At 42.9% G+C, this 22,189-nt stretch carries 25 protein-coding genes and 1 pseudogene; 24 read left to right on the top strand and 2 right to left on the bottom strand.

The window, feature by feature from the left end:
* Positions 1 to 16: 16 nt before the first annotated feature.
* The 10 genes and pseudogenes from G414_RS0106505 (at position 17) to G414_RS07710 (ending at position 7,901) form a co-directional block, all read left to right on the top strand.
* Positions 17 to 2,113, top strand: coding sequence for a DNA topoisomerase (locus G414_RS0106505; RefSeq protein ID WP_022792015.1), 2,097 nt, complete (start codon positions 17 to 19; stop codon positions 2,111 to 2,113).
* A 123-nt stretch (positions 2,114 to 2,236) separates the two neighbouring features.
* Positions 2,237 to 3,199 carry a GRP family sugar transporter gene (locus tag G414_RS0106500; RefSeq protein ID WP_022792014.1) on the top strand — a complete coding sequence of 321 codons (963 nt, stop codon included), beginning with the start codon at positions 2,237 to 2,239 and terminating at the stop codon, positions 3,197 to 3,199.
* A gap of 151 nt (positions 3,200 to 3,350) precedes the next feature.
* Complete coding sequence (locus tag G414_RS0106495) at positions 3,351 to 4,694, top strand: glucose-6-phosphate isomerase (RefSeq protein WP_022792013.1); 1,344 nt, start codon at positions 3,351 to 3,353, stop codon at positions 4,692 to 4,694.
* A 135-nt stretch (positions 4,695 to 4,829) separates the two neighbouring features.
* Positions 4,830 to 5,396 (top strand): elongation factor P, encoded by a 567-nt coding sequence (gene efp / locus G414_RS0106490; protein ID WP_022792012.1) that lies wholly within the window; start codon positions 4,830 to 4,832, stop codon positions 5,394 to 5,396.
* Positions 5,397 to 5,493: 97 nt separating this feature from the next.
* Complete coding sequence (locus G414_RS0106485) at positions 5,494 to 5,931, top strand: Asp23/Gls24 family envelope stress response protein (protein WP_022792011.1); 438 nt, start codon at positions 5,494 to 5,496, stop codon at positions 5,929 to 5,931.
* A gap of 1 nt (position 5,932) precedes the next feature.
* Positions 5,933 to 6,355, top strand: coding sequence for a transcription antitermination factor NusB (gene nusB, locus G414_RS0106480; protein WP_022792010.1), 423 nt, complete (start codon positions 5,933 to 5,935; stop codon positions 6,353 to 6,355).
* Positions 6,356 to 6,536: 181 nt separating this feature from the next.
* The gene (gene infC, locus G414_RS0106475; protein ID WP_051125802.1) at positions 6,537 to 7,079 is read left to right on the top strand and encodes a translation initiation factor IF-3; all 543 of its coding nucleotides are present in this window, start codon (positions 6,537 to 6,539) and stop codon (positions 7,077 to 7,079) included.
* Positions 7,080 to 7,103: 24 nt separating this feature from the next.
* Positions 7,104 to 7,298 (top strand): 50S ribosomal protein L35, encoded by a 195-nt coding sequence (gene rpmI / locus G414_RS0106470; RefSeq protein ID WP_022792008.1) that lies wholly within the window; start codon positions 7,104 to 7,106, stop codon positions 7,296 to 7,298.
* Between the two features lie 57 nt (positions 7,299 to 7,355).
* Positions 7,356 to 7,766 (top strand): annotated as a pseudogene (rplT, locus tag G414_RS0106465) (50S ribosomal protein L20); the annotation flags it as partial.
* Positions 7,764 to 7,901, top strand: coding sequence for a HeH/LEM domain-containing protein (locus tag G414_RS07710; RefSeq protein WP_420031177.1), 138 nt, complete (start codon positions 7,764 to 7,766; stop codon positions 7,899 to 7,901). The pseudogene rplT and the gene G414_RS07710, both read left to right, overlap by 3 nt.
* A 47-nt stretch (positions 7,902 to 7,948) precedes the next feature.
* Here G414_RS07710 and G414_RS0106460 read toward each other — a convergent pair whose 3' ends face one another.
* The gene (locus G414_RS0106460) at positions 7,949 to 8,335 is read right to left on the bottom strand and encodes a hypothetical protein (protein ID WP_022792006.1); all 387 of its coding nucleotides are present in this window, start codon (positions 8,333 to 8,335) and stop codon (positions 7,949 to 7,951) included.
* A 308-nt stretch (positions 8,336 to 8,643) separates the two neighbouring features.
* Here G414_RS0106460 and rpsL point away from each other — a divergent pair, with 308 nt between their 5' ends.
* The 8 genes from rpsL to G414_RS0106420 all read left to right on the top strand — a co-directional run bounded on the left by rpsL (position 8,644) and on the right by G414_RS0106420 (position 16,554).
* Entirely contained in the window at positions 8,644 to 9,057 is a 414-nt protein-coding gene (gene rpsL / locus G414_RS0106455) for a 30S ribosomal protein S12 (RefSeq protein WP_022792005.1), read from the top strand.
* Between the two features lie 20 nt (positions 9,058 to 9,077).
* Complete coding sequence (rpsG, locus tag G414_RS0106450) at positions 9,078 to 9,548, top strand: 30S ribosomal protein S7 (protein ID WP_022792004.1); 471 nt, start codon at positions 9,078 to 9,080, stop codon at positions 9,546 to 9,548.
* Positions 9,549 to 9,664: 116 nt separating this feature from the next.
* On the top strand, positions 9,665 to 11,785 hold the full coding sequence (fusA, locus tag G414_RS0106445) for an elongation factor G (RefSeq protein ID WP_022792003.1): 2,121 nt from the start codon (positions 9,665 to 9,667) through the stop codon (positions 11,783 to 11,785).
* Positions 11,786 to 11,929: 144 nt separating this feature from the next.
* Positions 11,930 to 13,030, top strand: a complete 1,101-nt coding sequence (locus G414_RS0106440; RefSeq protein WP_022792002.1) for an ABC transporter ATP-binding protein — start codon at positions 11,930 to 11,932, stop codon at positions 13,028 to 13,030.
* The gene (locus G414_RS0106435; protein WP_022792001.1) at positions 13,020 to 13,838 is read left to right on the top strand and encodes an ABC transporter permease; all 819 of its coding nucleotides are present in this window, start codon (positions 13,020 to 13,022) and stop codon (positions 13,836 to 13,838) included. Before G414_RS0106440 ends, G414_RS0106435 begins: the two co-directional genes overlap by 11 nt.
* Entirely contained in the window at positions 13,828 to 14,667 is an 840-nt protein-coding gene (locus tag G414_RS0106430; protein WP_022792000.1) for an ABC transporter permease, read from the top strand. Before G414_RS0106435 ends, G414_RS0106430 begins: the two co-directional genes overlap by 11 nt.
* Positions 14,664 to 15,758, top strand: a complete 1,095-nt coding sequence (locus tag G414_RS0106425; RefSeq protein WP_022791999.1) for an ABC transporter substrate-binding protein — start codon at positions 14,664 to 14,666, stop codon at positions 15,756 to 15,758. Before G414_RS0106430 ends, G414_RS0106425 begins: the two co-directional genes overlap by 4 nt.
* Before the next feature lie 19 nt (positions 15,759 to 15,777).
* Positions 15,778 to 16,554 (top strand): peptidylprolyl isomerase, encoded by a 777-nt coding sequence (locus G414_RS0106420; protein WP_022791998.1) that lies wholly within the window; start codon positions 15,778 to 15,780, stop codon positions 16,552 to 16,554.
* 41 nt (positions 16,555 to 16,595) lie between these two features.
* On the opposite strand, the gene G414_RS0106415 is transcribed toward G414_RS0106420, so the two are convergent.
* A complete protein-coding gene (locus G414_RS0106415; protein WP_022791997.1) occupies positions 16,596 to 16,934 on the bottom strand; it encodes a hypothetical protein in 339 nt (112 codons plus the stop codon).
* A 493-nt stretch (positions 16,935 to 17,427) separates the two neighbouring features.
* On the opposite strand from G414_RS0106415, the gene G414_RS0106410 reads away from it, so the two are divergent.
* From G414_RS0106410 to G414_RS0106385, 6 genes are all read left to right on the top strand, one after another.
* Positions 17,428 to 17,805, top strand: a complete 378-nt coding sequence (locus G414_RS0106410; protein WP_022791996.1) for a phage holin family protein — start codon at positions 17,428 to 17,430, stop codon at positions 17,803 to 17,805.
* A 29-nt stretch (positions 17,806 to 17,834) separates the two neighbouring features.
* Positions 17,835 to 18,794 (top strand): HPr(Ser) kinase/phosphatase, encoded by a 960-nt coding sequence (gene hprK, locus G414_RS0106405; RefSeq protein WP_022791995.1) that lies wholly within the window; start codon positions 17,835 to 17,837, stop codon positions 18,792 to 18,794.
* A gap of 126 nt (positions 18,795 to 18,920) precedes the next feature.
* Positions 18,921 to 19,937, top strand: a complete 1,017-nt coding sequence (locus tag G414_RS0106400) for an NAD(P)H-dependent glycerol-3-phosphate dehydrogenase (protein ID WP_022791994.1) — start codon at positions 18,921 to 18,923, stop codon at positions 19,935 to 19,937.
* A gap of 4 nt (positions 19,938 to 19,941) precedes the next feature.
* Complete coding sequence (gene galU / locus G414_RS0106395) at positions 19,942 to 20,817, top strand: UTP--glucose-1-phosphate uridylyltransferase GalU (RefSeq protein ID WP_022791993.1); 876 nt, start codon at positions 19,942 to 19,944, stop codon at positions 20,815 to 20,817.
* Positions 20,818 to 20,955: 138 nt separating this feature from the next.
* Positions 20,956 to 21,912 carry a thioredoxin-disulfide reductase gene (gene trxB / locus G414_RS0106390; RefSeq protein ID WP_022791992.1) on the top strand — a complete coding sequence of 319 codons (957 nt, stop codon included), beginning with the start codon at positions 20,956 to 20,958 and terminating at the stop codon, positions 21,910 to 21,912.
* Positions 21,912 to 22,097 (top strand): hypothetical protein, encoded by a 186-nt coding sequence (locus G414_RS0106385; RefSeq protein WP_022791991.1) that lies wholly within the window; start codon positions 21,912 to 21,914, stop codon positions 22,095 to 22,097. Before trxB ends, G414_RS0106385 begins: the two co-directional genes overlap by 1 nt.
* Positions 22,098 to 22,189 lie beyond the last annotated feature (92 nt).

Below are 22,189 nucleotides of genomic sequence, written 5' to 3'. Positions count from 1 at the left end.
TAGGGTGGCGAGGTTTATGAAACGGTATTTAATTTTAACGGAGAAAGCTTCGGCCGCGCAAAATTTCAAACGAGCCTTAGGTGGTGAAAGTGGGCATTTTGCCGATTTTGACTATCATATTGTGAGTTTGCGGGGGCATCTTTTAACTTTTAAGGAGCCCGAAGAGATGGTGCCGACGGCGTACCAAAAGCAATTTAAATCGTGGCAGTTGGCTAATATGCCTTGGCCCCTAGAACAAATTCAGTGGCAGCGTCAGGTAATTAAGGGTGGTCAGGGCAAGTATCGCCGTGGCCAAACCAACCATCAACTATTGAAAGCCATACAGTTAGAGAGCCGCCAAGGTTACGATGCTATCGTGATTGCCACAGATACAGATCCTTCTGGAGAGGGCGACTTGTTAGCCTTTGAAGTCTTAGAGGCGATTGGATGGCAGGGTTCTGTTTTACGGGCAAACTTTATGGATGAGTCAAAAAAGGAAATTCAAGCTGCCCTCCAGAAGCTCAAAGATGTTTCAAATAAGTGGGCACATGGTCCTTACTTAAAGGGTGAAAGTCGGAGCCGTTGGGATTATTTGTCTATGCAGTTAACTAGGATTGCGACGACCTTGGCTAAAAAGGCTGGCTATCCGGTACTGGCGCGTGAAGGCCGGTTAAAATCGGTTATTATTTGGCGTATTTATCAACAACTTGCGGCTATTAAAGCCTACGTAAAAAAACCGTATTTTGAAGTTCAGTTTACTGATCCAGCTGGGCATATCTTTAAACGGCAGGTGCCAGCAGGTCAAGTAGTACCTTGGCGGTTTACAGATGCAGCAGCGGCTAAGGCGGAAGCAGCAAGCTATCATGCTAGCCGGGTCGTGAATGAAAAGCGACAACAAAAACGGCAAACGCCACCCCCTTTGTTGGATCTTGCGGGGATTGCGGCACGGTTAGCACCGCAGGGCTATTCAGCTAAGGAAGTACTAGCAACCTATCAAAAGTTGTATGAAGCTCAATATGTCTCCTATCCCCGAACGGAAGATCGGACGGTGACGCCTGAACAATTCCGAGGTCTTTTGCCGCTTGTTGACCGGATTGCTGCCCTTGTGGCAGTGCCGGCTGATCTATTGACCCATCGTCAACCGCGTAAAACACATGTGCAAGCTAAAGGCGCCCATGGCGCAAATCGGCCGGGTGAAAAGGTTCCTAAAACCTTAGCCGAACTTCGCCGCTATGGTGCAAGTGCGCAGGCCATTTACACCTTAGTCGCTAAGAGTTATTTGGCCATGTTAGCTGAAGATTATGATTATGAACAGGTAACGGCCGAGCTAGCAGACTACCCAACCTTCAAAACCCGGTATAATGAGCCCATCAGCTTAAACTTTAAACTGATATTAATGGCTCCACAAGAAGACGCTGGCGACCAATCGATTAGTAAAGGAGTGCTGGGGCCAATGGCAGAACCCTTAGTTAAAGAAGGGGTGAATCCTAAACCTAGTGCACCTACGACTAAATCTATCATGCACTACTTGGAAACCGAAGGAGTTGGCACTGGTGCGACTCGAGTTGCGACCTTATCGGAGATGAGTCAGGGTCACCGGGCACTTTTAAATGAGACAAAAGGTCGCTTAGCTTTAACAACGGCTGGTGAAGTCTCGGCCGCCCTTTTAGCAGATACCTGGATTGCCTCGCCTAAAATAACAAAACGTCTTTTTACCATGATGGACGAAGTGGGTGACTTTAACCTGTCGATGGATCAGGTCTTGGCATCGGCCAGTCAAGTAGTTAATCATGATTTACCAGTGATGGAGGCAAATGCTCAGACCTTGCCACAGGTTGTAAAACGCCCAGTTAAGACTAAATCACCGGCAAAAAAGGCTAGACCAGCTGAGAAAGTTGCCGGCGCCTTTGCCGGTAAGGAGGTTACCTTTAACCGACAATGGGGGCAACACCGCTTTACAGACCAGGAAGTGACCGCTCTGCTGAAGGGGGAATCCATCACCTTTGACTATCAAGCGCGGGGGAAGACCCCGCGTCCAGTAACTGGGAAATTGGCCTTGCAGACCTTTAAGGGTCGGCGTTATTATGGCTTTAAGGCTGAACGACCAGGTAAGAAAAAGAACCTTCGTTCTTAATATAAGCTTTTTTTAGGTGTGACTAAAAAAACTTGTGAAACCGTTTTCGGTGTGCTATGATAACCACCTGGTAAATGAAATTTTTACTTTATTTTTTAATTATTTAGTGAAGGGAACTGAATTATGTCAATATTAATTGCCTTAATCCCCGCATTAGCATGGGGATCCGTTGGAATTGTTACCACCAAAATGGGAGGTACGGCTGCCCAAGGTACCTTAGGTATGACCTTTGGAGCGCTTGTCTTTGGGTTGGTAAGCCTATTTGGATATGTTTTACCTAATTTTGGGGCAGAGTTTGCCTTTAACCCTCGGATTTGGTTAGTTGGTTTTGTTTCGGGGCTCTTTTGGGCGGTTGGAACAGCTGGTCAATTTGTGGCCTTTAAGAAGTTAGGGGTGTCCGTTGGTAACCCGCTTTCAACGGCAGGTCAAATCGTAGCGAATGCATTAATGGCAGCTGCTGTATTAGGTGAATGGACAACAGCTAAAATGTGGTTCTTTGGCTTAATTTCAATTGTCTTAGTTGCTGGTGGAGCTGTTTTGACAGCCTTACCAGATCCTAAGCAAAAGAAAGAAAGTCAGGCTGAAAAGACAGCCTATGCCAGTGGCTTTACTGCCTTAATTATTTCAACCATTGGTTATATGATGTACTTTGTCTTCCCTAACCTCTTAAGTAAGCTTGGCTTTATTTCTGAAGCTGTGCGGAGCGAACCAAACGGTTCTGGTTTAGCTTACATGACATCAATTGTAGGGCCACAATCATTAGGACAAGTGATTGGTGCCTTTGTGGTCGTAATCTTCTTCATGAAGGAAGGTCATCAGATGTTTGAGGCTGGTACTTGGCGCAATATGACCACTGGTCTAGTTTGGGCACTTGGAAATATCTTCATGTTCATTTCAGCGGCCAATCCACAAGTTGGACAAGCAACGGCCACGACCTTATCCCAACTAGGGGTACTTGTTGGAACCTTTGGTGGAATTTACATCTTGGGTGAGAAAAAGACCAAGCGCCAGATGGTCTATATTGTTATCGGGGCCTTCTTGGTTGTACTTGGTGCAATTATGATTTCCAACTTAGGTAAGCTATAATACCGTATATAAAAAAGATGTTACTCATTTGGGTAACGTCTTTTTTTGTTGAAAACTGATTTTTTTATCAGGAAACCGTTTTCATAAGTGGGTGGACGTGTTATAATCGGTATATACCAATAAGGAAGATGAAATAAGGAGATTTGAGATTATGGCGACATTAAATTTTGATGCATCTAAGCTAGCACCCTTTGTAAATGACGATGAATTAAAGCTCATGCAACCTTCAGTTGACATGGCGGCTAAGCAATTACGTGAAGGTACTGGGGCTGGATCAGATTTCTTGGGCTGGTTAGATTTACCTAAGGCCTATGACCAAACAGAATTTGCCCGGATTAAGGAAGCAGCTAAAAAGATCCAAAGTGATTCTGATGTACTGGTTGTCATTGGAATTGGCGGTTCTTATTTGGGAGCACGAGCTGTAACAGATTTCTTAAATGACTACTTTGATGCGGCTTACCCAAATGCAGAACGGAAGATGCCTCAAATTGTGTTTGCTGGTAACTCCATTTCACCTCAATACCTAAATTCATTAATTCATATGATTGGTGACCGTGACTTCTCAGTTAATGTGATTTCTAAGTCTGGAACGACTACTGAGCCAGCGATTGCTTTTAGGGTCTTTAAGGAATTGTTGGAAAAGAAGTATGGCAAAGATGCAGCTAAGAAGCGGATTTATGCTACGACGGATGCACATAAGGGTGCTTTGAAGCAAATGGCCGATGAAGAGGGTTATACGGAATTTGTTGTGCCTGACAGCGTTGGTGGTCGTTTCTCAGTTTTGACGGCAGTTGGGCTATTACCAATTGCCGCTGGTGGCCATGATATTGACCAATTGATGGCTGGTGCTGCAAAGGCACATGATGATTACCAGGCAACAGATGCTAAGGAAAATGATGCCTATGCTTATGCAGCCTATCGGAATATCCTTTATCGTAAGGGTTATACGACTGAATTGTTGATTAACTATGAACCAACTTTGCAACAATTTGCGGAATGGTGGAAGCAATTGCAAGGCGAATCAGAAGGTAAGGACCACAAGGGAATCTTCCCAGCTTCTGGTAACTTCTCAACTGATTTGCACTCTTTTGGTCAATACATTCAAGATGGTCGGCGTAATTTGTTTGAGACCTTAGTACGGATTACCGCGCCTAAGTCTGATGTGACGATTCCGACGTCAGATGCGGATGACGGTCTTGCTTATTTGCAGGGTGAAAAGATGAGCTATGTTAATCGAATGGCCTCGGATGGTACCTTATTAGCTCACGTTGATGGTGGTGTACCTAATATGGTTGTTGAAATTGAAAAGCAAGATGAGTATCACTTGGGTTATATGATTTACTTCTTTGAACTGGCCGTAGGTATTTCAGGCTACTTAAATGCGATTAATCCCTTTAATCAACCAGGTGTTGAGGCCTATAAGCGGAATATGTTTGCCTTGCTTGGCAAGCCAGGTTATGAAGATTTAACAGCACAATTACGGGCACGCTTGTAAAAATAAAGACTTGTTTGGTAAAAAGCTCTCTTTACAAAGAGAGCTTTTTGCTGTTAGAGACGTGTAGGACTAGCTTTTTAGTTGTAAAGTTGGTAATATAGTGCAGAAAGACAAATAGTTTAGGAGAACGTAATCATGGCAACAATTGGTATGAATGATTTGAAGACTGGTTTAACAATTTTGTATAACCAATCAATCTGGCGAGTATTGGAATTCCAACACGTTAAGCCAGGTAAAGGAGCGGCCTTCGTGCGCTCAAAGTTAAAGAACCTGCGTACGGGAGCAGTTAATGAAGTAACTTTCCGTCCTGGTGATAAGTTCCAAACAGCAAGTATTGAGAGTGCAGATATGCAGTATCTTTATGCTGAAGGGGATGCACGGGTATTCATGAATACCGAAACCTATGACCAAATTTCAATTCCAGATGATAAGTTGCAAGATGCCTTACGTTTTCTGCTAGAAAATATGACCGTTAAGGTTACAACCTATGAAGGTGAAATTTTGGATGTTGAAGTACCAAAAACAGTTGAGTTGACGGTTAAGGAAACGCAACCAGGCATTAAGGGTGCTACAGCAAACGGTGGTGGTAAGCCAGCAACGATGGAAACAGGTTTGGTCATTACGGTACCAGATTTTGTTAATGCTGGAGACAAGTTGATTGTCAACACCGATGATGGTGGTTCTTATTCATCACGGGCATAAGCATAGCTTAGCCTTAATAAGCAGCCAAACCAAATAGAGAACACAAAATGCCGGCCGGCAACCGGTCGGCATTTTACAGTAAAGGAGGGACAAAGCCATGGCAGAAGAAACCATTATGCTCAGTCAGAACTCAGAGTCCTTAGGTGACACCCGGGTTAATGTGCGGGTTTTAGACATTATTGCGGGCATCGCAGCCCAAGAAGTTGATGGTGTTGCCAGTTTACGTGGTTCGCTTTCACAACGTGCTCAAGAAGCCTTTGGTCGCCGATTACATGGTAAGGGCGTTGAACTTAGTCAGAATGAAGATGGGTTAGACGTTGATGTGTTTGTTTATCTTAACTATGGGGTTAACGTACCGAAGGTAGCCCAGGAAATTCAACAACGTGTTAGTTCACAAATTGCAGCCATGACAGAATTAGTTGTGCATGATGTTAATGTTCATGTGGAGGGGATGATTTCATCAAAGACAAGTTCATTAATTGACCCTGATAATCTGTTTGGCGATGATGATACAGAGATGGGGGCAAAAAAGTAATATGGCTGAATTAAACCGGCATCAAGAACGGCAGGTGGCCTTCCAAACCCTTTTTAGTTTAGCAATGAACCCTGATGCAGATGTTAAGGTCGTGGTGCAACAGGTACTAAATGGTGATCCTGAAATTGAATGGCAGGGAGCCTTACCAGAACAGGTTTTGACTCTAGTTGCGGGAGTTACTGAGCAAGTAGATCAGTTAGATGTTAAAATCAGTGACCACCTAGCTGCTGGTTGGACCCTAGATCGTTTGGGATTAACTGACTTGGTTCTCCTAAGATTGGCATTGTATGAAGCCCAATTGGGGCAAACGCCAACTAATGTAGTGATTAATGAGGCACTTCAGTTAGCCCATACGTTTACCGATGATCAGTCACGCAAGTTTATTAATGGTGTTTTAAATAATATCTTGACGGCGGCCGAATAACTGTGTATCATTAAGAGTTGTTAAGGAATAAAGAAACGGCTGCCCGCTGTTCACCTGATCGAGTTTTTCTCGGTGGGTTATCATAATGTGAACATCACTATGAGCATGGATTAGCGGGTTATCGTCTTTACGATGAGCCGCTTTTATTATTGTTTCAAAAGTTTTTTGGGAGGTAAGGACCATAGCAAACGTACGTCAACCGCAACATAGAGACAAAGACAGGGATTTAGTTAATGATCGAATTCATGCACGTGAAGTTCGTTTGATCACTGACGATGGTGATCAAGGGGTTATGGCGACAAGCGCCGCCCAACACATTGCTGATGAAGCTGAATTGGATTTGGTGTTAGTACAAGCTAATGCTAAGCCCCCAGTTGCCAAAATCATGAACTACGGTAAGTATAAGTTTGAGTTGCAAAAAAAGCAGCGCGAACAACGTAAGAATCAAAAGATTGTTACGATTAAGGAGATTCGCCTTAGCCCTACCATTGATGAGAATGATTTTAACACCAAGAAAAAGGCGGCTGTTAAATTCTTAGACAAGGGTAACAAGGTTAAGGTATCCATTCGTTTCCGTGGTCGTGCGATTACCCATAAGGAAATCGGACGCAAGGTCATGAACAAGTTAGCTGATGAGTTATCAGATGTTGCCAAGGTTGAAGCCCGCGCAAAGATGGATGGGCGCAGCATGTCTATGGTGCTTGCACCCAAAGAGACTAAGTAACTAAATTCTATTGGAGGAAATACAATGCCTAAGTTCAAAACACACCGCGCTTCTGCAAAGCGTTTCAAGAGCACTGCCAAGGGTGGCTTAAAGTCAGCCAATGCTTACACTTCACACCGTTTCCACGGTAAGACTAAGAAGCAACGTCGTCAATTGCGGGGAACTGCAATGATGAACCACACGACCTTGAAGAACTATGTTCATTTGTTGGGCCGTTAAAAAATAACGTTGAAAGCACTAATATATTAAATTAAAGAATTACTGGAGGATTAATCCATGCGAGTTAAAGGTGGAAATGTAACGCGTGCACGTCGCAAGAGAATGCTTAAGTTGGCTAAGGGTTACCGTGGTCAACGCCACATCAATTATCGTGTTGCTAAGCAACAGGTTTGGAAGGGTTGGTCATACGCCTTCCGTGATCGTAAGAACACGAAGCGTAACTTCCGTAAGCTATGGATTGCGCGAATCAATGCTGCTGCCCGCATCAATGGTTTGTCATACTCACGGTTCATGAATGGGTTGTCATTGGCTGGTATTACCTTGAACCGTAAGATGCTTGCTGATATGGCTATTTCAGATCCAGAAGCCTTTAAAGCTTTGGTAGCTCAATCAAAGCAAGCTTTGGAAACTAACGGACAACATGTTCCTTCTATTACGCCTGCAACGACTGAGACTGAAGTAACCATTACAGTTGCTAAGACAGCTTCAGTTGCTAAGCCTACTGAAAAGAACACAGTAGCTGAAATTAAAGCTTATTTGAGCCAAAATAACATTGATTTTGCCTCATCAGCTAAGAAGTCAGAATTGTTGGCTTTGATTTAATTAAATGATAATAAAAAGACCCGTTTGTAACGGGTCTTTTTATTTACTTAAATGACTGTGATGACTAGCCAGGCAAAAGTCAAGGCAGGAATAAAGGGTAGCTGAGTATTAGTGGGCAAACAAATATAACAAAGGAGTTGACTAAGGCTAGCTAACCAAAGCCAGTTAAGACCATTCAAAGGAGGGAGAAGGGTCAAACCTAGGGCGAAGATGTCTAAATCACCGTGTCCTAACCAGCGTTGATGACTTAAAGTATTTAGGGTTAAGCTAATGCCATAGCCAATTATGATAAGCGTTAAATAAACGTGCTTGTGGTGATATAAAATTAAATAGGCCAGGGGCAAGGCTAAGTAGCTATTAATCTTGGTTGATCGCCAATCGGACTGACTTAATCCAATTAGTAATAACAAAAAATAAAATTGGGCTTGATTCATACCTGAATACTCCTTTTTGGTTTCAAAATAAAAACGCAGGGAAAGCCAAAAAATAAAAAGAAACGCCCGGAATTGTGGACCAAATAAAAGGCTTTAGATAGGGATTTATTTAAAAAAAAGCTTGCATGTCGCTGGCGATGATGCTATATTAGACATTGTGCTTTTAGTGATTAGGGTGTTTACGGAAACGTGACGTGCTGAACTCGTGAGCAAAAGGTACTAAATAGATGTTGCTAGGCTATCTATAGGATACGCCTGGTAATGTGGACTAGACAAAATAGAAAAAATTGAAAGGGGACTCTTAGACAATGCCTACTATTAACCAATTGGTTCGTAAAGCTCGTAAGTCAAGGAGCAAGAAGTCAAAGTCACCAGCTTTGAACTTCAGTTATAATTCACAAAAGAAGAAGTTAACACATGTTGATTCACCACAAAAGCGTGGGGTTGCAACCCGTGTGGGAACTATGACACCTAAGAAGCCTAATTCAGCTTTGCGTAAGTACGCCCGTGTGCGTCTTTCTAACTTGATTGAAGTGACTGCTTACATTCCAGGAATTGGTCACAACTTGCAAGAACACTCAGTTGTTTTGATTCGTGGAGGTCGTGTTAAGGACCTTCCTGGTGTACGTTATCATATTATTCGTGGTGCTTTGGATACTGCCGGTGTAGAAGGTCGTCGGACTTCACGCTCAAAGTATGGAACTAAGCGCCCAAAGAATTAAGAGTAGGGAGGACATAAAGAATGCCACGTAAGAGTTATACTAAGCAGGCTGAAGTCTTGCCTGATCCAATTTATAATTCAAAGCTTGTTTCACGTTTGATTAACCGTTTGATGCTTGACGGTAAGCGTGGAACTGCTTCAACAATTTTGTACAATGCCTTTGACCGGATTAAGGAAACGACTGGTCAAGAGCCATTAACTGTCTTTGAAGAGGCAATGAACAATATCATGCCTGTTTTGGAAGTTAAGGCTCGCCGAATTGGTGGTTCTAACTACCAAGTGCCAATTGAAGTTCGTCCAGAGCGTCGAGTAACGTTGGGCCTTCGTTGGTTGGTTCAATATGCTCGTCTTCGTGGAGAACACACGATGGACGAACGTTTGGCTAAGGAAATTATGGATGCCGCTAACAACACTGGTGCATCTGTAAAGAAGCGTGAAGACACGCACAAGATGGCTGAAGCCAACCGTGCCTTCGCACACTATCGTTGGTAATATCCAAAACGATTTGGCTACAGTCTCTATGGCAGTAGCCATTTTTGTGTATAATGCGGTATACTATAAACTAAGTTGGTTGATGCTAACCAAAAAAATTAAGGAGATTATTACTCATGGCTAACAAGCGTGAATACCCACTTGATCGCACTCGTAATATTGGTATCATGGCCCATATTGATGCCGGTAAGACGACAACGACTGAGCGTATCCTGTACTATACAGGTAAAATTCATAAGATTGGTGAGACCCACGATGGGGCTTCACAAATGGACTTTATGGATCAAGAAAAGGAACGTGGAATCACGATCCAATCTGCTGCGACAACAGCTGTTTGGCATGGCTTCCATGACCAATATGAAAAGACACCTTATCGAGTAAACATTATCGACACCCCAGGACACGTGGACTTTACGGTTGAAGTTGAGCGTTCATTGCGTGTGCTTGATGGTGCCGTAGCGGTCTTGGATGGTGCGGCTGGAGTTGAGCCTCAAACTGAAACTGTTTGGCGCCAAGCCGAAACTTACCAAGTTCCACGTATCGTCTTTGTTAATAAGATGGATAAGATGGGTGCTGACTTTGCGATGTCAGTTGAGTCAATCAAGGATCGCTTGGGAGCTAATGCTAAGGCTATTCAGTGGCCAATCGGGGCTGAAGATGACTTTGCTGGTGTAATCGACTTGATTACTAAAGAAGCATGGTACCCAACAACTGAGCTTGGGGAAGAATGGGAAGCACGTGAAATCCCTGAAGAATATGTTGACTTAGTTAACGAAAAGTATGATGAATTGGTTGAAGCCGTGGCTGATGTTGATGACGAAATCATGGACAAGTACTTAGAAGGTGAAGAGATTTCACAAGAGGACTTGAAGGCTGGAATTCGTCGTGCAACCTTGGCGTTGAAGTTCTACCCAGTTTTGGCTGGTTCAGCTTATAAGGATAAGGGTGTACAACAAATGTTGGATGCCGTTGTTGATTATTTGCCATCACCTTTGGATGTTCGTCCTTATGTGGCCAACGATCCTGAAACTGGTGAAGAAGTTGATTTGATTGCTAATGATGAAGATCCATTTGCCGCCTTGGCCTTCAAGGTGATGACAGATCCATTCGTTGGTCGTTTGACTTTCTTGCGTGTTTACACAGGTACTTTGATGGCTGGTTCTTACGTTATGAACACGACTCGTGATAAGCGTGAGCGTGTTGGTCGTTTGCTTCAAATGCATGCCACACAACGTAAGGAAATCGATGAAGTCTTTTCTGGTGACATTGCCGCAGCCATTGGCTTGAAGTCAACGACTACTGGTGATTCATTGACTGCCATTGATCGTCCATTGATTCTAGAATCAATGGAGTTCCCTGATCCCGTTATCCAATTGGCTATTGAGCCACAAACTAAGGCCGACCAAGATAAGATGTCAAATGCCTTGCAAAAGTTGGCTGAAGAAGATCCTTCATTCCGTGCCGAGACAAACCAGGAGACTGGTGATACCTTGATTTCTGGTATGGGTGAGTTGCACTTGGATATCATTGTTGATCGTCTAAAGCGTGAATTTGGGGTTGAAGCCAATGTTGGTGCTCCTCAAGTTGCTTACCGTGAAGCCTTTACGAAGACCGTTCAAGCACGTGGATTCTTCAAGCGCCAATCTGGTGGTAAAGGACAATATGGTGATGTTTGGATTGAATTCTCACCTAACGAAGAGGGTGCCGGCTTCGAATTTGAAGATGCCATTGTCGGTGGTGTAGTGCCACGTGAGTACATCCCTTCAGTTGAAGCTGGTTTGCGTGAATCAATGAATAACGGACCACTAGCTGGCTTCCCATTGGTTGACTTAAAGGCGAAGTTGTATGATGGTTCTTACCATGATGTCGACTCATCTGAAGCGGCCTTTAAGATCGCGGCGTCATTAGCTTTGCGTGAGGCTGCTAAGACTGCTGGTGCGGTTATTCTTGAGCCAATCATGAAGGTTGATATCGTGGTACCTGAGGACAACTTAGGTGATGCCATGGGTCACGTATCTGCACGTCGTGGATTGCTAGAAGGTCAAGAGCAACGTGGTAAGTCAGTCTTAGTTCACGCTAAGGTACCACTTTCAGAAATGTTTGGTTATGCAACGACTTTGCGTTCTGCAACGCAAGGCCGTGGAACTTTCCAGATGCAATTCGATCATTACGAAGCAGTTCCTAAGAACGTTCAAGAGGAAATTGTTAAGAAGTATGGTCGTCATGAAGAAGCTTAATGTTTAATTAAGATTTTAGATTAAAACGTCACTGAGTAAGTGGCGTTTTTTTTGTTGTCTACTCCCTATTGGGCGTTTGGTGACTGCTAGGGTATACTATTAAGAGAAAAATACTAAAAGTGAAGTAGAGGCGTAGGGGAAAACATGGGCGCAATTATTGAATTTAAAGGTGTTGCTCTAACATATGGAGCAACGGAAGTTTTAAAGGCAATTAACTTAACCATTGAACCAGGTAAGTTTTACACCTTATTAGGGCCATCAGGTTCAGGTAAAACCACAATTTTAAGATTGATGGCGGGCTTTTTACAGCCCAGTGCAGGGAACATCTTATTCGAAGGGCAGCAAATTAATACGGTACCACCGGAAAAGCGCAAAGTTAACACAGTTTTTCAAAATTATGCGCTTTTCCCTAATTTGAATGTTTATGACAATGTGGCCTTTGGGATGACCATTAAAGGGAAAAGCCCAGCAGAAAAAGCAGCTAAAGTTGATGAGATGTTACATCTAGTAAAATTAGATGGATATGGCCAATGGGAAATATCAGAATTATCAGGTGGCCAGCAGCAACGAGTGGCGATTGCCCGAGCTTTAGCTAATGAACCAGAGGTTCTGTTGTTGGATGAACCACTATCAGCTTTGGATTATAAGTTGCGAAAAGAAATGCAACGGGAATTAAGGTCCATTCAACAACGATTGGGAATTACCTTTATTTTTGTTACACATGATCAAGAGGAAGCCTTGGCAATGTCTGATTGGATTTTTGTGATGAATGATGGCAAAATTGTGCAAAATGGTAGTCCGGTGGATATTTATGATGAGCCGATTAATCATTTTGTAGCTGATTTTATTGGGGAGTCGAACATTATTCCCGGTGTTATGAAGAAAGATTATTTAGTTTCTTTCTTAGGAAGAGATTTTGAAAATGTTGATGGGGGCATGCGACCTAATGAACCTGTAGAAGTGGTCTTAAGGCCAGAGGATTTGGACATCGTTTCGGAAGAAGCAGGTAAGTTGGTTGTTACCATCGATGATCAATCTTTTCGTGGTGACTATTATGAAATTAGCGCCCATGATGATGATTTAAATCAATGGCAAATACAGGCCACGAATCCAGTCGAAATAGGACAGCGAGCTGGCTTATACTTTGATCCTGAAGATATTCATATCATGCGCTTGCATGAGGATGAAGCGGCATTTGATGCACGTATTGAACAATATGTGGAGGATGAACAGGATGAAAACTAGATACAGCGCTTATTACGCGCTACCCTATCTGTTTTGGATAGTGCTGTTTGTGATTGCACCACTTGGCTTGTTACTGGTCCAATCATTTAATAATATCGGTGGTCATTGGACATTGGCTAATTATCAGACCTATTTCAAGTCTGGAACCTATTTACGAATGACTTTTAATTCCTTATGGTTTTCCTTTTTGGTAACCATGGTCACCTTAATCATTGCCTATCCAGCTGCCTATATTATGACAAAACTAAAACATGCGCAATTTTGGTTAATGTTAATTATTCTACCGACCTGGATTAATTTGCTTTTGAAGGCCTATGCCTTTATTGGTTTATTTGCTCAGGATGGGAGTGTCAATCAGTTTTTAACCTTGATTGGTATTGGACCACAACAAATTATGTTTACCAATGTAGCGTTTATGATTGTAGCAGCGTATATTGAATTGCCCTTTATGATGATGCCGATTTTTAACGCTTTACGGGAACTGGATCCTAGTCTTATTAATGCCGCCCGTGATTTGGGAGCTAATTCACGACAGACCTTTATGAAGGTTATCTTTCCTTATTCATTGAGTGGAGTTCGAGCTGGTGTCCAAGCGGTCTTTATTCCAACCCTTTCGCTCTTTATGTTAACGCGTCTAATTGGTGGAAATCGGGTCATTACACTTGGTACGGCGATTGAGGAACACTTTCTAGTAACCCAGAACTGGGGAATGGGGTCAACGATTGGCATTATTTTAATTATCGCCATGTTTTTGACCATGTATCTAACTCGTGAGCGTAAAGGAAGGGGGAAGCAGCATGCAAAGTGAACGTTTTAAGGCGCCCTGGCTCAAACTTTATTTAGCGCTTGTGTTTATATTAATGTATCTACCAATCGCCTATTTAATTATTTATTCCTTTAATCGTGGTGCCACGATGACGGCCTTTACCGGCTTTTCGTGGCAACATTATCTGGATATGTTTAATGACCTGCGCTTGATGCAGATACTGGTGAATACATTGATTATTGCTTTGCTATCAGCCCTGCTGGCTACGATTATTGGTACCTTTGGGGCTTTATTGATTTATCAAATGAAACGGACAGGGATTAAGAATATATTTCTATCCTTGAACAATATTTTATTGGTTTCACCAGACGTGATTATTGGAGCAAGTTTTTTGATTCTATTCACTATGGTTGGTTTCCAATTAGGCTTTGGTTCTGTTTTGATGGCTCATATTGCCTTTTCCATCCCGATTGTGGTGCTGATGGTTCTGCCCAGGTTTCATGATATGGATACAACCTTAATTGATGCTGCCTATGACCTAGGGGCTAATCGTTGGCAGGTATTGAGTCGCGTTATATTGCCCTATGCTTGGCCAGGCATTTTAGCCGGTTTCTTTATGGCCATTACCTATTCCTTAGACGACTTTGCCGTAACCTTCTTTGTGACGGGTAATGGGTTTTCAACGTTATCAGTTGAAATTTATTCACGGGCACGTCAGGGAGTTGACTTGTCGATTAATGCCTTGTCAGCCTTGCTCTTTGTCCTGTCACTTATGTTGGTCGTAGTCTATTATTTTATTGCTACTGGTGTGGCAACGCGCAGTAGTAAGAAGGCTGGTCATGGTCAGTTGAAGGTGGTGGACCCACAATGAAAAAATTAATTGGCTTAATTGTAGTCGTGATGTTAACTGTTGGTGGGCTTTTTGCCATTAATAGCTGGTTAACACAGGCCCAACATCCACAAACAGGTACGAAGCAAGTGACTAAAGCACGGACGTTAACGATTTACAATTGGGGAGATTATATTGATCCGGCCCTGTTAAAAGAATTTACTAAAGAAACGGGATACCAGGTGGATTATGAGACTTTCGATTCGAATGAGGCTATGTTTACTAAGATTAAGCAAGGCGGAACGCGGTACGATTTAGCAGTTCCTTCTGAATACATGGTAGCTAAGATGCGACGTGCTGGAATGCTGGAACCTTTGGATAAAGATAAATTAACCGGCTTGCAAAACTATGATGCCCATTTTATGGATCGTGATTTTGATCCACAGAATCGCTACTCATTACCTTACTTTTGGGGGACCCTTGGGGTTGTGTACAATGACAAAATGGTAGCACCTGGTGAGATAAAAACCTGGAATGATCTATTCAAACCTGCCTATCGTCAGAATATCATGTTGATTGATTCTGCCCGTGACATTATGGGAATGGCCTTAGCATCTAGTGGCCATTCGATGAACACAACTGATCAACCAACCTTAGCAGCCGCAGAAGGTAAACTAGCAACGTTAATGCCAAATGTAAAGGCGATTGTTGCAGATGAAATTAAAACCTATATGATTCAAGATGAAGCAGCCCTGGCGGTTGATTATTCAGGCGATGCGGCAGAAATGGTTGCTAATAATAAGCACTTACATTATGTCTTGCCAACTGGGATTAGTAATTTATGGTTAGATAATCTAGTAATGCCTAAAACGGTGCGAAATAAGACAGCGGCTTATGCCTTTATTAACTTTATGTCTGAACCGGAACATGCAGCCCAAAATGCCGAATACGTTGGTTATGCCACCCCAAATATGGCCGCGAAGGCGCGCCTACCTAAGGCTACGCGAACCAATTCAGCTTGGTATCCTAAACAAGCGGCTCTTGACGATTTAGAAGTGTATCAAGATTTAGGGTCAGCCATGACCCAACGATATAATGATTATTTCCTGGAATTTAAAATGACCAATCAATAGAAAGGCTTAGGCACTTGTAATGAAAAAAATAAGGGTTGAATATATCTTACTCGCAGTCGTGTTGCTTCTAGTTGGTCTTGGCACGGCCTGGGTGTATTGGCAACAAACACATATACAAGCAGTGCGCGAACAAGCCAAAGCGGCTAAACAAAAAGAGTTAAATCAGGTGCCGTTACCTCAGTTGGAAAAAATGCCAGCCAAGTCTCAAAGTGAGGCCGTGATTCATACGACTAAAGGTGATATTACGGTGGTCTTGTTTAATCAACAAGCTCCCTTAGCAGTCAAAAATTTCATTGGGCTTGCTAAGCAAGGTTATTATGATGGGACGATTTTTCATCGGGTGATGAAGAACTTTATGATACAAGGGGGTGATCCAAAAGGCACAGGTCAAGGGGGTCACTCTATTTGGTATCAAAAAGATAGCCACTTAGATAGTGGACAGGGATTTAAAAATGAAATTTCAACTTCGCTCTATCATCTGCGGGGGTCACTGGCGATGGCCAATGCTGGAAAAGATACAAATGGGTCGCAATTCTTTATTAATCAAAATCCAACCAATCAGCAAGATCAGTTATCAAAAGCAGCTTATCCTAAGCGTATTTATGAGGCCTATCATCAGGGCGGTAATCCCAAATTAGATGGTTCTTATACGGTCTTTGGTCAAGTGCTGAAGGGTATGTCGGTAGTTGATCAGATTGCTCAAGAACCAGTCGAAGATAACGGGAATGGGGAAGAATCAAAGCCTAAAGATCCGGTGACAGTGACAACTGTTGAGGTAGTTAAAGAGGCCCAGTAAAATAAAAAAAGAGCTTTAACCTAGGTTAAAGCTCTTTTTGATTAGACGTCTTGTTGATGAGTTTCAGCATCATAAGCCTCAGCAGTATTTTGTATGAGCATCTGGAAATAATTATCAAATCCAGGTTGGGCATAACTCTTTTTAAGACCGGCTAGTTCAGCAGCTGTCCACTCACTGACTACGATGGCACCATCGTTATAATGGAGGGAATGAAAAATAGCGCTGGCATTATCCACTAGGTAGTAGGTATCATTAGTATCAAGATAAAGCAGTGATAAACGTGCGTAGGGGTGATTGGTGCGCACTGGTAGACGGTGACTTGGTAAATGGTCATGACGGAATTTATGAATTTTTTCAAGCGTATTTCCTAATAATTTCATAATAAAGCCCCTTGTTAGTAGTATGAAAGTAATAAACAACTTAAAACATTTCTAATTTTTGCTAATAAAGCAATCATACCATGCTGTCTGATAAAGCGGTAGGGTGATTACGTAAAAACTAAGGCTTGCATTCTTTGAAGTAATGATGTAGTATTAGTCACATGCGATGAGTCGAGAAAAGATTCCAGTGTGAATCTTTGTAGACGGCCTACGTTAACAGCCGCATTGCTGGTAGGTGAACGAGAAGTTGTGGAACTTGTCGTTCTGCACATGACTACAGTTAGCGATAACTGGTGTACGTCGACTGGTGAGTAATCACCACCTGCGCTAGGACAGGTCTTTCCTAGCATTGCCAAGCGAGACGTCGACCTTTATGGTCGGCGTTTTTTGCTATTCGCAGTTATTTGGTATAATATCAAACAGGTTCTTAACTAGCCAGTTGAGAAAGCGTGTACATTAAAAGTTTGCTATAATGAATCTATGGAGTGTCACAGTGAAAATATATACAATTAAGAAGTTTAATTTCATTCAACGTTTAGTGATTAATACCTTGATGTTGTTAGCCTTAGCCGGTTTATTTCCACAGGGACTCTATATAGCCTCCGTTTGGACGGCTATTTGGGCCGCTTTGGTCTTAGGCATTTTAAACAGTTTTTTTCGGCCAGTTTTGCAGTTTTTTGCATTACCATTTACATTACTAACGTTTGGCTTGTTTGCTTTTGTCGTGAATGCTTTTGTCCTTTGGTTGACAGCCTCAATTGTTGGGGCAGGCTTTCATTTTGCAAGCTTTGGTTGGGCCTTGTTAATGTCCATTATGATGTCATTGGTTAATGCAGTGGTTTCCAGTTATTTTAGTAAGCAAACAAGGTAGTAGCACCTTAATAGAAAAGGATTTGGACCATGGCAAAAAAAATTACTGTGCGCGATTTACTTAATAATACGCACTTAAAGATGGTAACGGGTGAGGAATATTTAGATCGAACGATTACGACGGCTGATATTTCACGTCCAGGATTGGAAATGACGGGTTACTTTAACTATTATGCTCCGGAACGGGTGCAACTAATGGGGATCACCGAGACGGCCTTTGCTGCACGGATGACCCATGATGAATTGATGGTAGTTGCTCGGAAGATGATGCAACCGGTGACACCGACCTTTGTGGTGTCCACTGGGCGAAAATTACCCGAAGAATTTATGGCAGTGGCCAAAGAAACGCATATTCCAATTCTTTCTACTGAGCTGACCTCTTCGCGTATTCTATCTAACATGTCTTTTTATTTAGATGGGCAGTTAGCAAAACGCCAGTCGGTGCATGGCGTCTTAGTCGATGTATTTGGTTTGGGAGTTTTAATTACTGGTGATTCGGGGGTTGGTAAATCTGAAACAGCCTTGGAATTGATTCAAAATGGTCACCGGTTAATTGCTGACGATCGGGTTGATGTTTATGCCCAAGATGAAGAACGGTTGGTGGGTGAGCCGCCTGCTATTTTGCGGAACCTGATGGAAATACGGGGAGTCGGCATCATTGATGTTGTCAACTTGTTTGGAACCGGAGCTGTGCGGTCACATGCGACGATCTCCTTTAATCTTCATTTAGCCAAATGGTCGGATGATCAAAAGATTGATCGATTAGGAAATGGGGAGGACACCATTCGGATTCAGGGAGTAGACTTGCCGCGGTTTGTCTTGCCGGTTCAAGCCGGTCGTAATTTAGCTGCGCTGATTGAAACGGCGGCTAAGAACTTCCGTGCTAAGATGATGGGGTACGATGCTACCAAGACCTTTGATGATAATCTGAATCGTTTAATTGCTGAGAATTCAAAGGCTGAACATGAGCAGGCTACCAACCAGGATTGACAAAGAAAAGACCAGATGGCTTAAATAATCCCTGCCGGGTCTTTACTATACCCAATAATCTTATATGATATAATGATATAGTTAACTAAATATAATATTAGAAGAAAAAGCATAAGGAGACCCACTGTGAACAAGAGTAAAATTGCCGTTTTAGGCGCTGGTTCTTGGGGCACTGCTTTGGCTAACGTAGCTGCTGAAAATGGGCATACCGTGCGTCTATGGACTTATAAGGCCGACCAGGTGCCTGAAATCAATGAGCAACATACCAACCAACATTATTTGGGGGCTGTTCAATTAAATGCTAATGTGGTGGCAACAGCTGATATGGCAGCCGCAGTTGAAGGGGCTGACCTTGTTCTTAGCGTGGTGCCTACCAAGGCAACGCGTCAAGTAGCCCAGCAGTTAAGCACTTACTTGCAGACTGATCAACAGCCAGTTTTAGTTGCTGCAACTAAAGGATTAGAACCAGGAACCTTTAAACGGGTATCACAAATTTTAGCTGAGGAAGTACCTGAAACGTTACGAGCAGGAATTGGGGTTATATCTGGTCCTTCACATGCTGAAGGAGTTGTAAAACACGACCCCACATTAGTGACAGCGGTCAGTGATGATTTAGCTGTTGCCGAGCTGATTCAAGCCAATTTTAATAATCAAACCTTTCGTGTTTATAGCGGAACAGATGTAATTGGGACTGAATTTGGGGGCGCTTTGAAAAATGTTATTGCGATTGGCGCTGGGGCATTAGAAACCCTCGGGTATGATGCTAATGCTAAGGCCGCGCTCTTTACCCGAGGATTAGCCGAAATCAGTCGTTTAGGACAGGCTTTTGGTGCCAACCCAATTACCTTTATGGGCTTAGCAGGGGTTGGTGATCTTTTTGTAACCGCTACCTCCATTCATTCGCGTAATTTTCGTGCTGGTGAGCAGTTAGGCGCCGGTAAGGCCCTAAATGAAGTGATTGAAGATATGGGCATGGTTATTGAGGGCATTTCCACGACGAAAGTTGCCTATGAGCTAGCCCAACAAAAACATGTTGAGATGCCGATTACGACAATGATTTACCAAGTATTGTATCAGGGAAAGGATATCCAAGCGGGTATTCAAGAATTAATGGGACGTCCATTACAAAAGGAAGGATTTTAAAGACATGCAAAAAGTACGTAAGGCGATTATTCCAGCTGCTGGATTAGGGACACGTTTCTTACCAGCCACAAAGGCACTAGCTAAAGAAATGCTGCCAATTGTTGATAAGCCAACTATTCAGTTCATCATTGAAGAAGCTTTGGCAGCTGGAATTGAGGAGATTTTGATTGTGGATGGTAAGTCGAAGCGCTCAATTGAAGATCACTTTGATTCAAATCCAGAGTTAGAAAACAACTTACGTGAAAAAGGTAAGACTGAGTTGTTGAAGCTAGTGGAAGAGACAACAGATATCAATCTTTACTTTATCCGGCAGTCACACCCACGTGGCTTGGGGGATGCGGTGCTTACTGGTAAGGCCTTTATCGGGGACGAACCTTTTGTGGTCTTGCTCGGCGATGATTTGATGCAGGACGAAGTGCCTTTGACAAAGCAACTAATTGATCAGTACGAGCAAACTGGTGACTCCACCTTAGCAGTGATGCGAGTCCCACATGAGGAAGTATCTAAGTATGGGGTCATTGATCCAGAAGAAGAAGTAGATGATGGGTTGTATCGGGTTTCTAAATTTGTGGAAAAGCCTCAACCTGACCAGGCACCTTCTGATTTGGCAATCATTGGTCGTTACCTCTTAACCCCTGAAATCTTTGAAGAATTAGAAAAGACAACACCAGGTAAGGGAAACGAAATTCAATTAACGGATGCGATTGATGCATTGAACCAACGGCAAAATGTATATGCTCATGAGTTTAAAGGTAATCGTTATGATGTTGGTTCTAAGATTGGTTTTTTGGAGACCAATATTGAATTTGGCTTGAAGCATCCCCAGACGGGTCAAGAATTACGTGCTTACATTAAGGATTTGGCTAAACATCTGGATTAAAGGTGAAAAAGAGTGCGGGTTGGTAAGACCCGTATTTTTTTATCCTATTTTGCAAACTTACTTTTTGTTAGTATTGACCACATTGACCTTTTGCGCGTAAAATAGGGATATGATTAAACAGGTTGGAGGAGGTAAAGCATGGCAAAAAAATATGATACGATCATTATTGGTGCCGGCCCTGGCGGCATGACGGCAGCCACTTATGCATCGCGGGCCAACTTATCAGTGTTGATGTTAGACCGCGGTATTTATGGTGGTCAGATGAATAATACGGCAGAAATTGAAAATTATCCTGGCTTTTCATCTGTGATGGGGGCCGATTTGGCTGAGAAAATGTATGCCTCAGCGACGCAGTTTGGTGCCGAATATGCATTTGGTACGGTAGAAAATTTAGAACGGCAAGCTGATCAAACCTGGTTGGTAACAACGGATATGGACCAATACCAGGCTAATAGTGTGATTGTGGCCACCGGGGCTGCTTATAAAAAGCTGGGTGTACCTGGTGAGGATGAGTATGCTGGTCGAGGCGTGTCTTATTGTGCAGTTTGTGATGGTGCCTTTTTCCGTAATCAACATGTTTATGTAGTTGGCGGTGGTGATTCAGCAGTTGAAGAAGCGGTCTATTTAGCCGGTATGGCTGAACAAGTTACCCTTATTCACCGGCATGCCACCTTATCAGCCCAACAAATTTTACAAAAAAGAGCCTTTGATGCTAAAAATCTGGACTTTATTTGGAATACAGAAGTGCAAGAAATTTTAGGCGATGGCCAAGCAGTGACAGCATTACGATTACACGATAAGGAAAATAAGCGTGACTATGAAGTTGCGGCGGCTGGAATTTTTATTTACGTTGGATTGTTACCTGTTTCTGATATGGTAGCTGGTCTGGATGTTCGGGACGAGCGGGGCTGGATTGTGACTGATGAGACCATGGCCACTAAGCAACCCGGTCTCTACGCTCTAGGAGATGTTCGTCAGAAAGCATTACGTCAAATTACAACTGCTGTTGGTGATGCGGCTATTGCTGGCCAAAATGCATATGCCTATAATGAAGCCTTTAAAACTGATACGCTAACTCAGGAGATACAGGGGTGATGGACTATGCAGCTAGTTTAGAGGCCCTTCGTCTGGGTCAAATGACGGAATTAGTGATAGAACCTCAGGATTTTCCGGCCTTCTTTAACGTTTGGCGGGATTATCCCTACCAAAATGCGATTGTTGGTCAGGCGGGTCGGGGTGGTATTGTGACTTATCGTGCGGCCAAAGAACAAGAGGCTTAGTTTTTCGTGTAAGCGCTTGCCAAGGCCGTTTGGACCTGCTAAAATGATGTTTGTAGAGCGTAATCGTGTTTTATTTAACAAGCTTACGTAGC

The organism is Weissella halotolerans DSM 20190 (assembly GCF_000420365.1).
GTDB lineage: Bacteria > Bacillota > Bacilli > Lactobacillales > Lactobacillaceae > Weissella > Weissella halotolerans.
The sequence above is the reverse complement of the archived record's forward strand: the minus strand, read 5'-3'. Positions and strand labels throughout refer to the sequence as shown.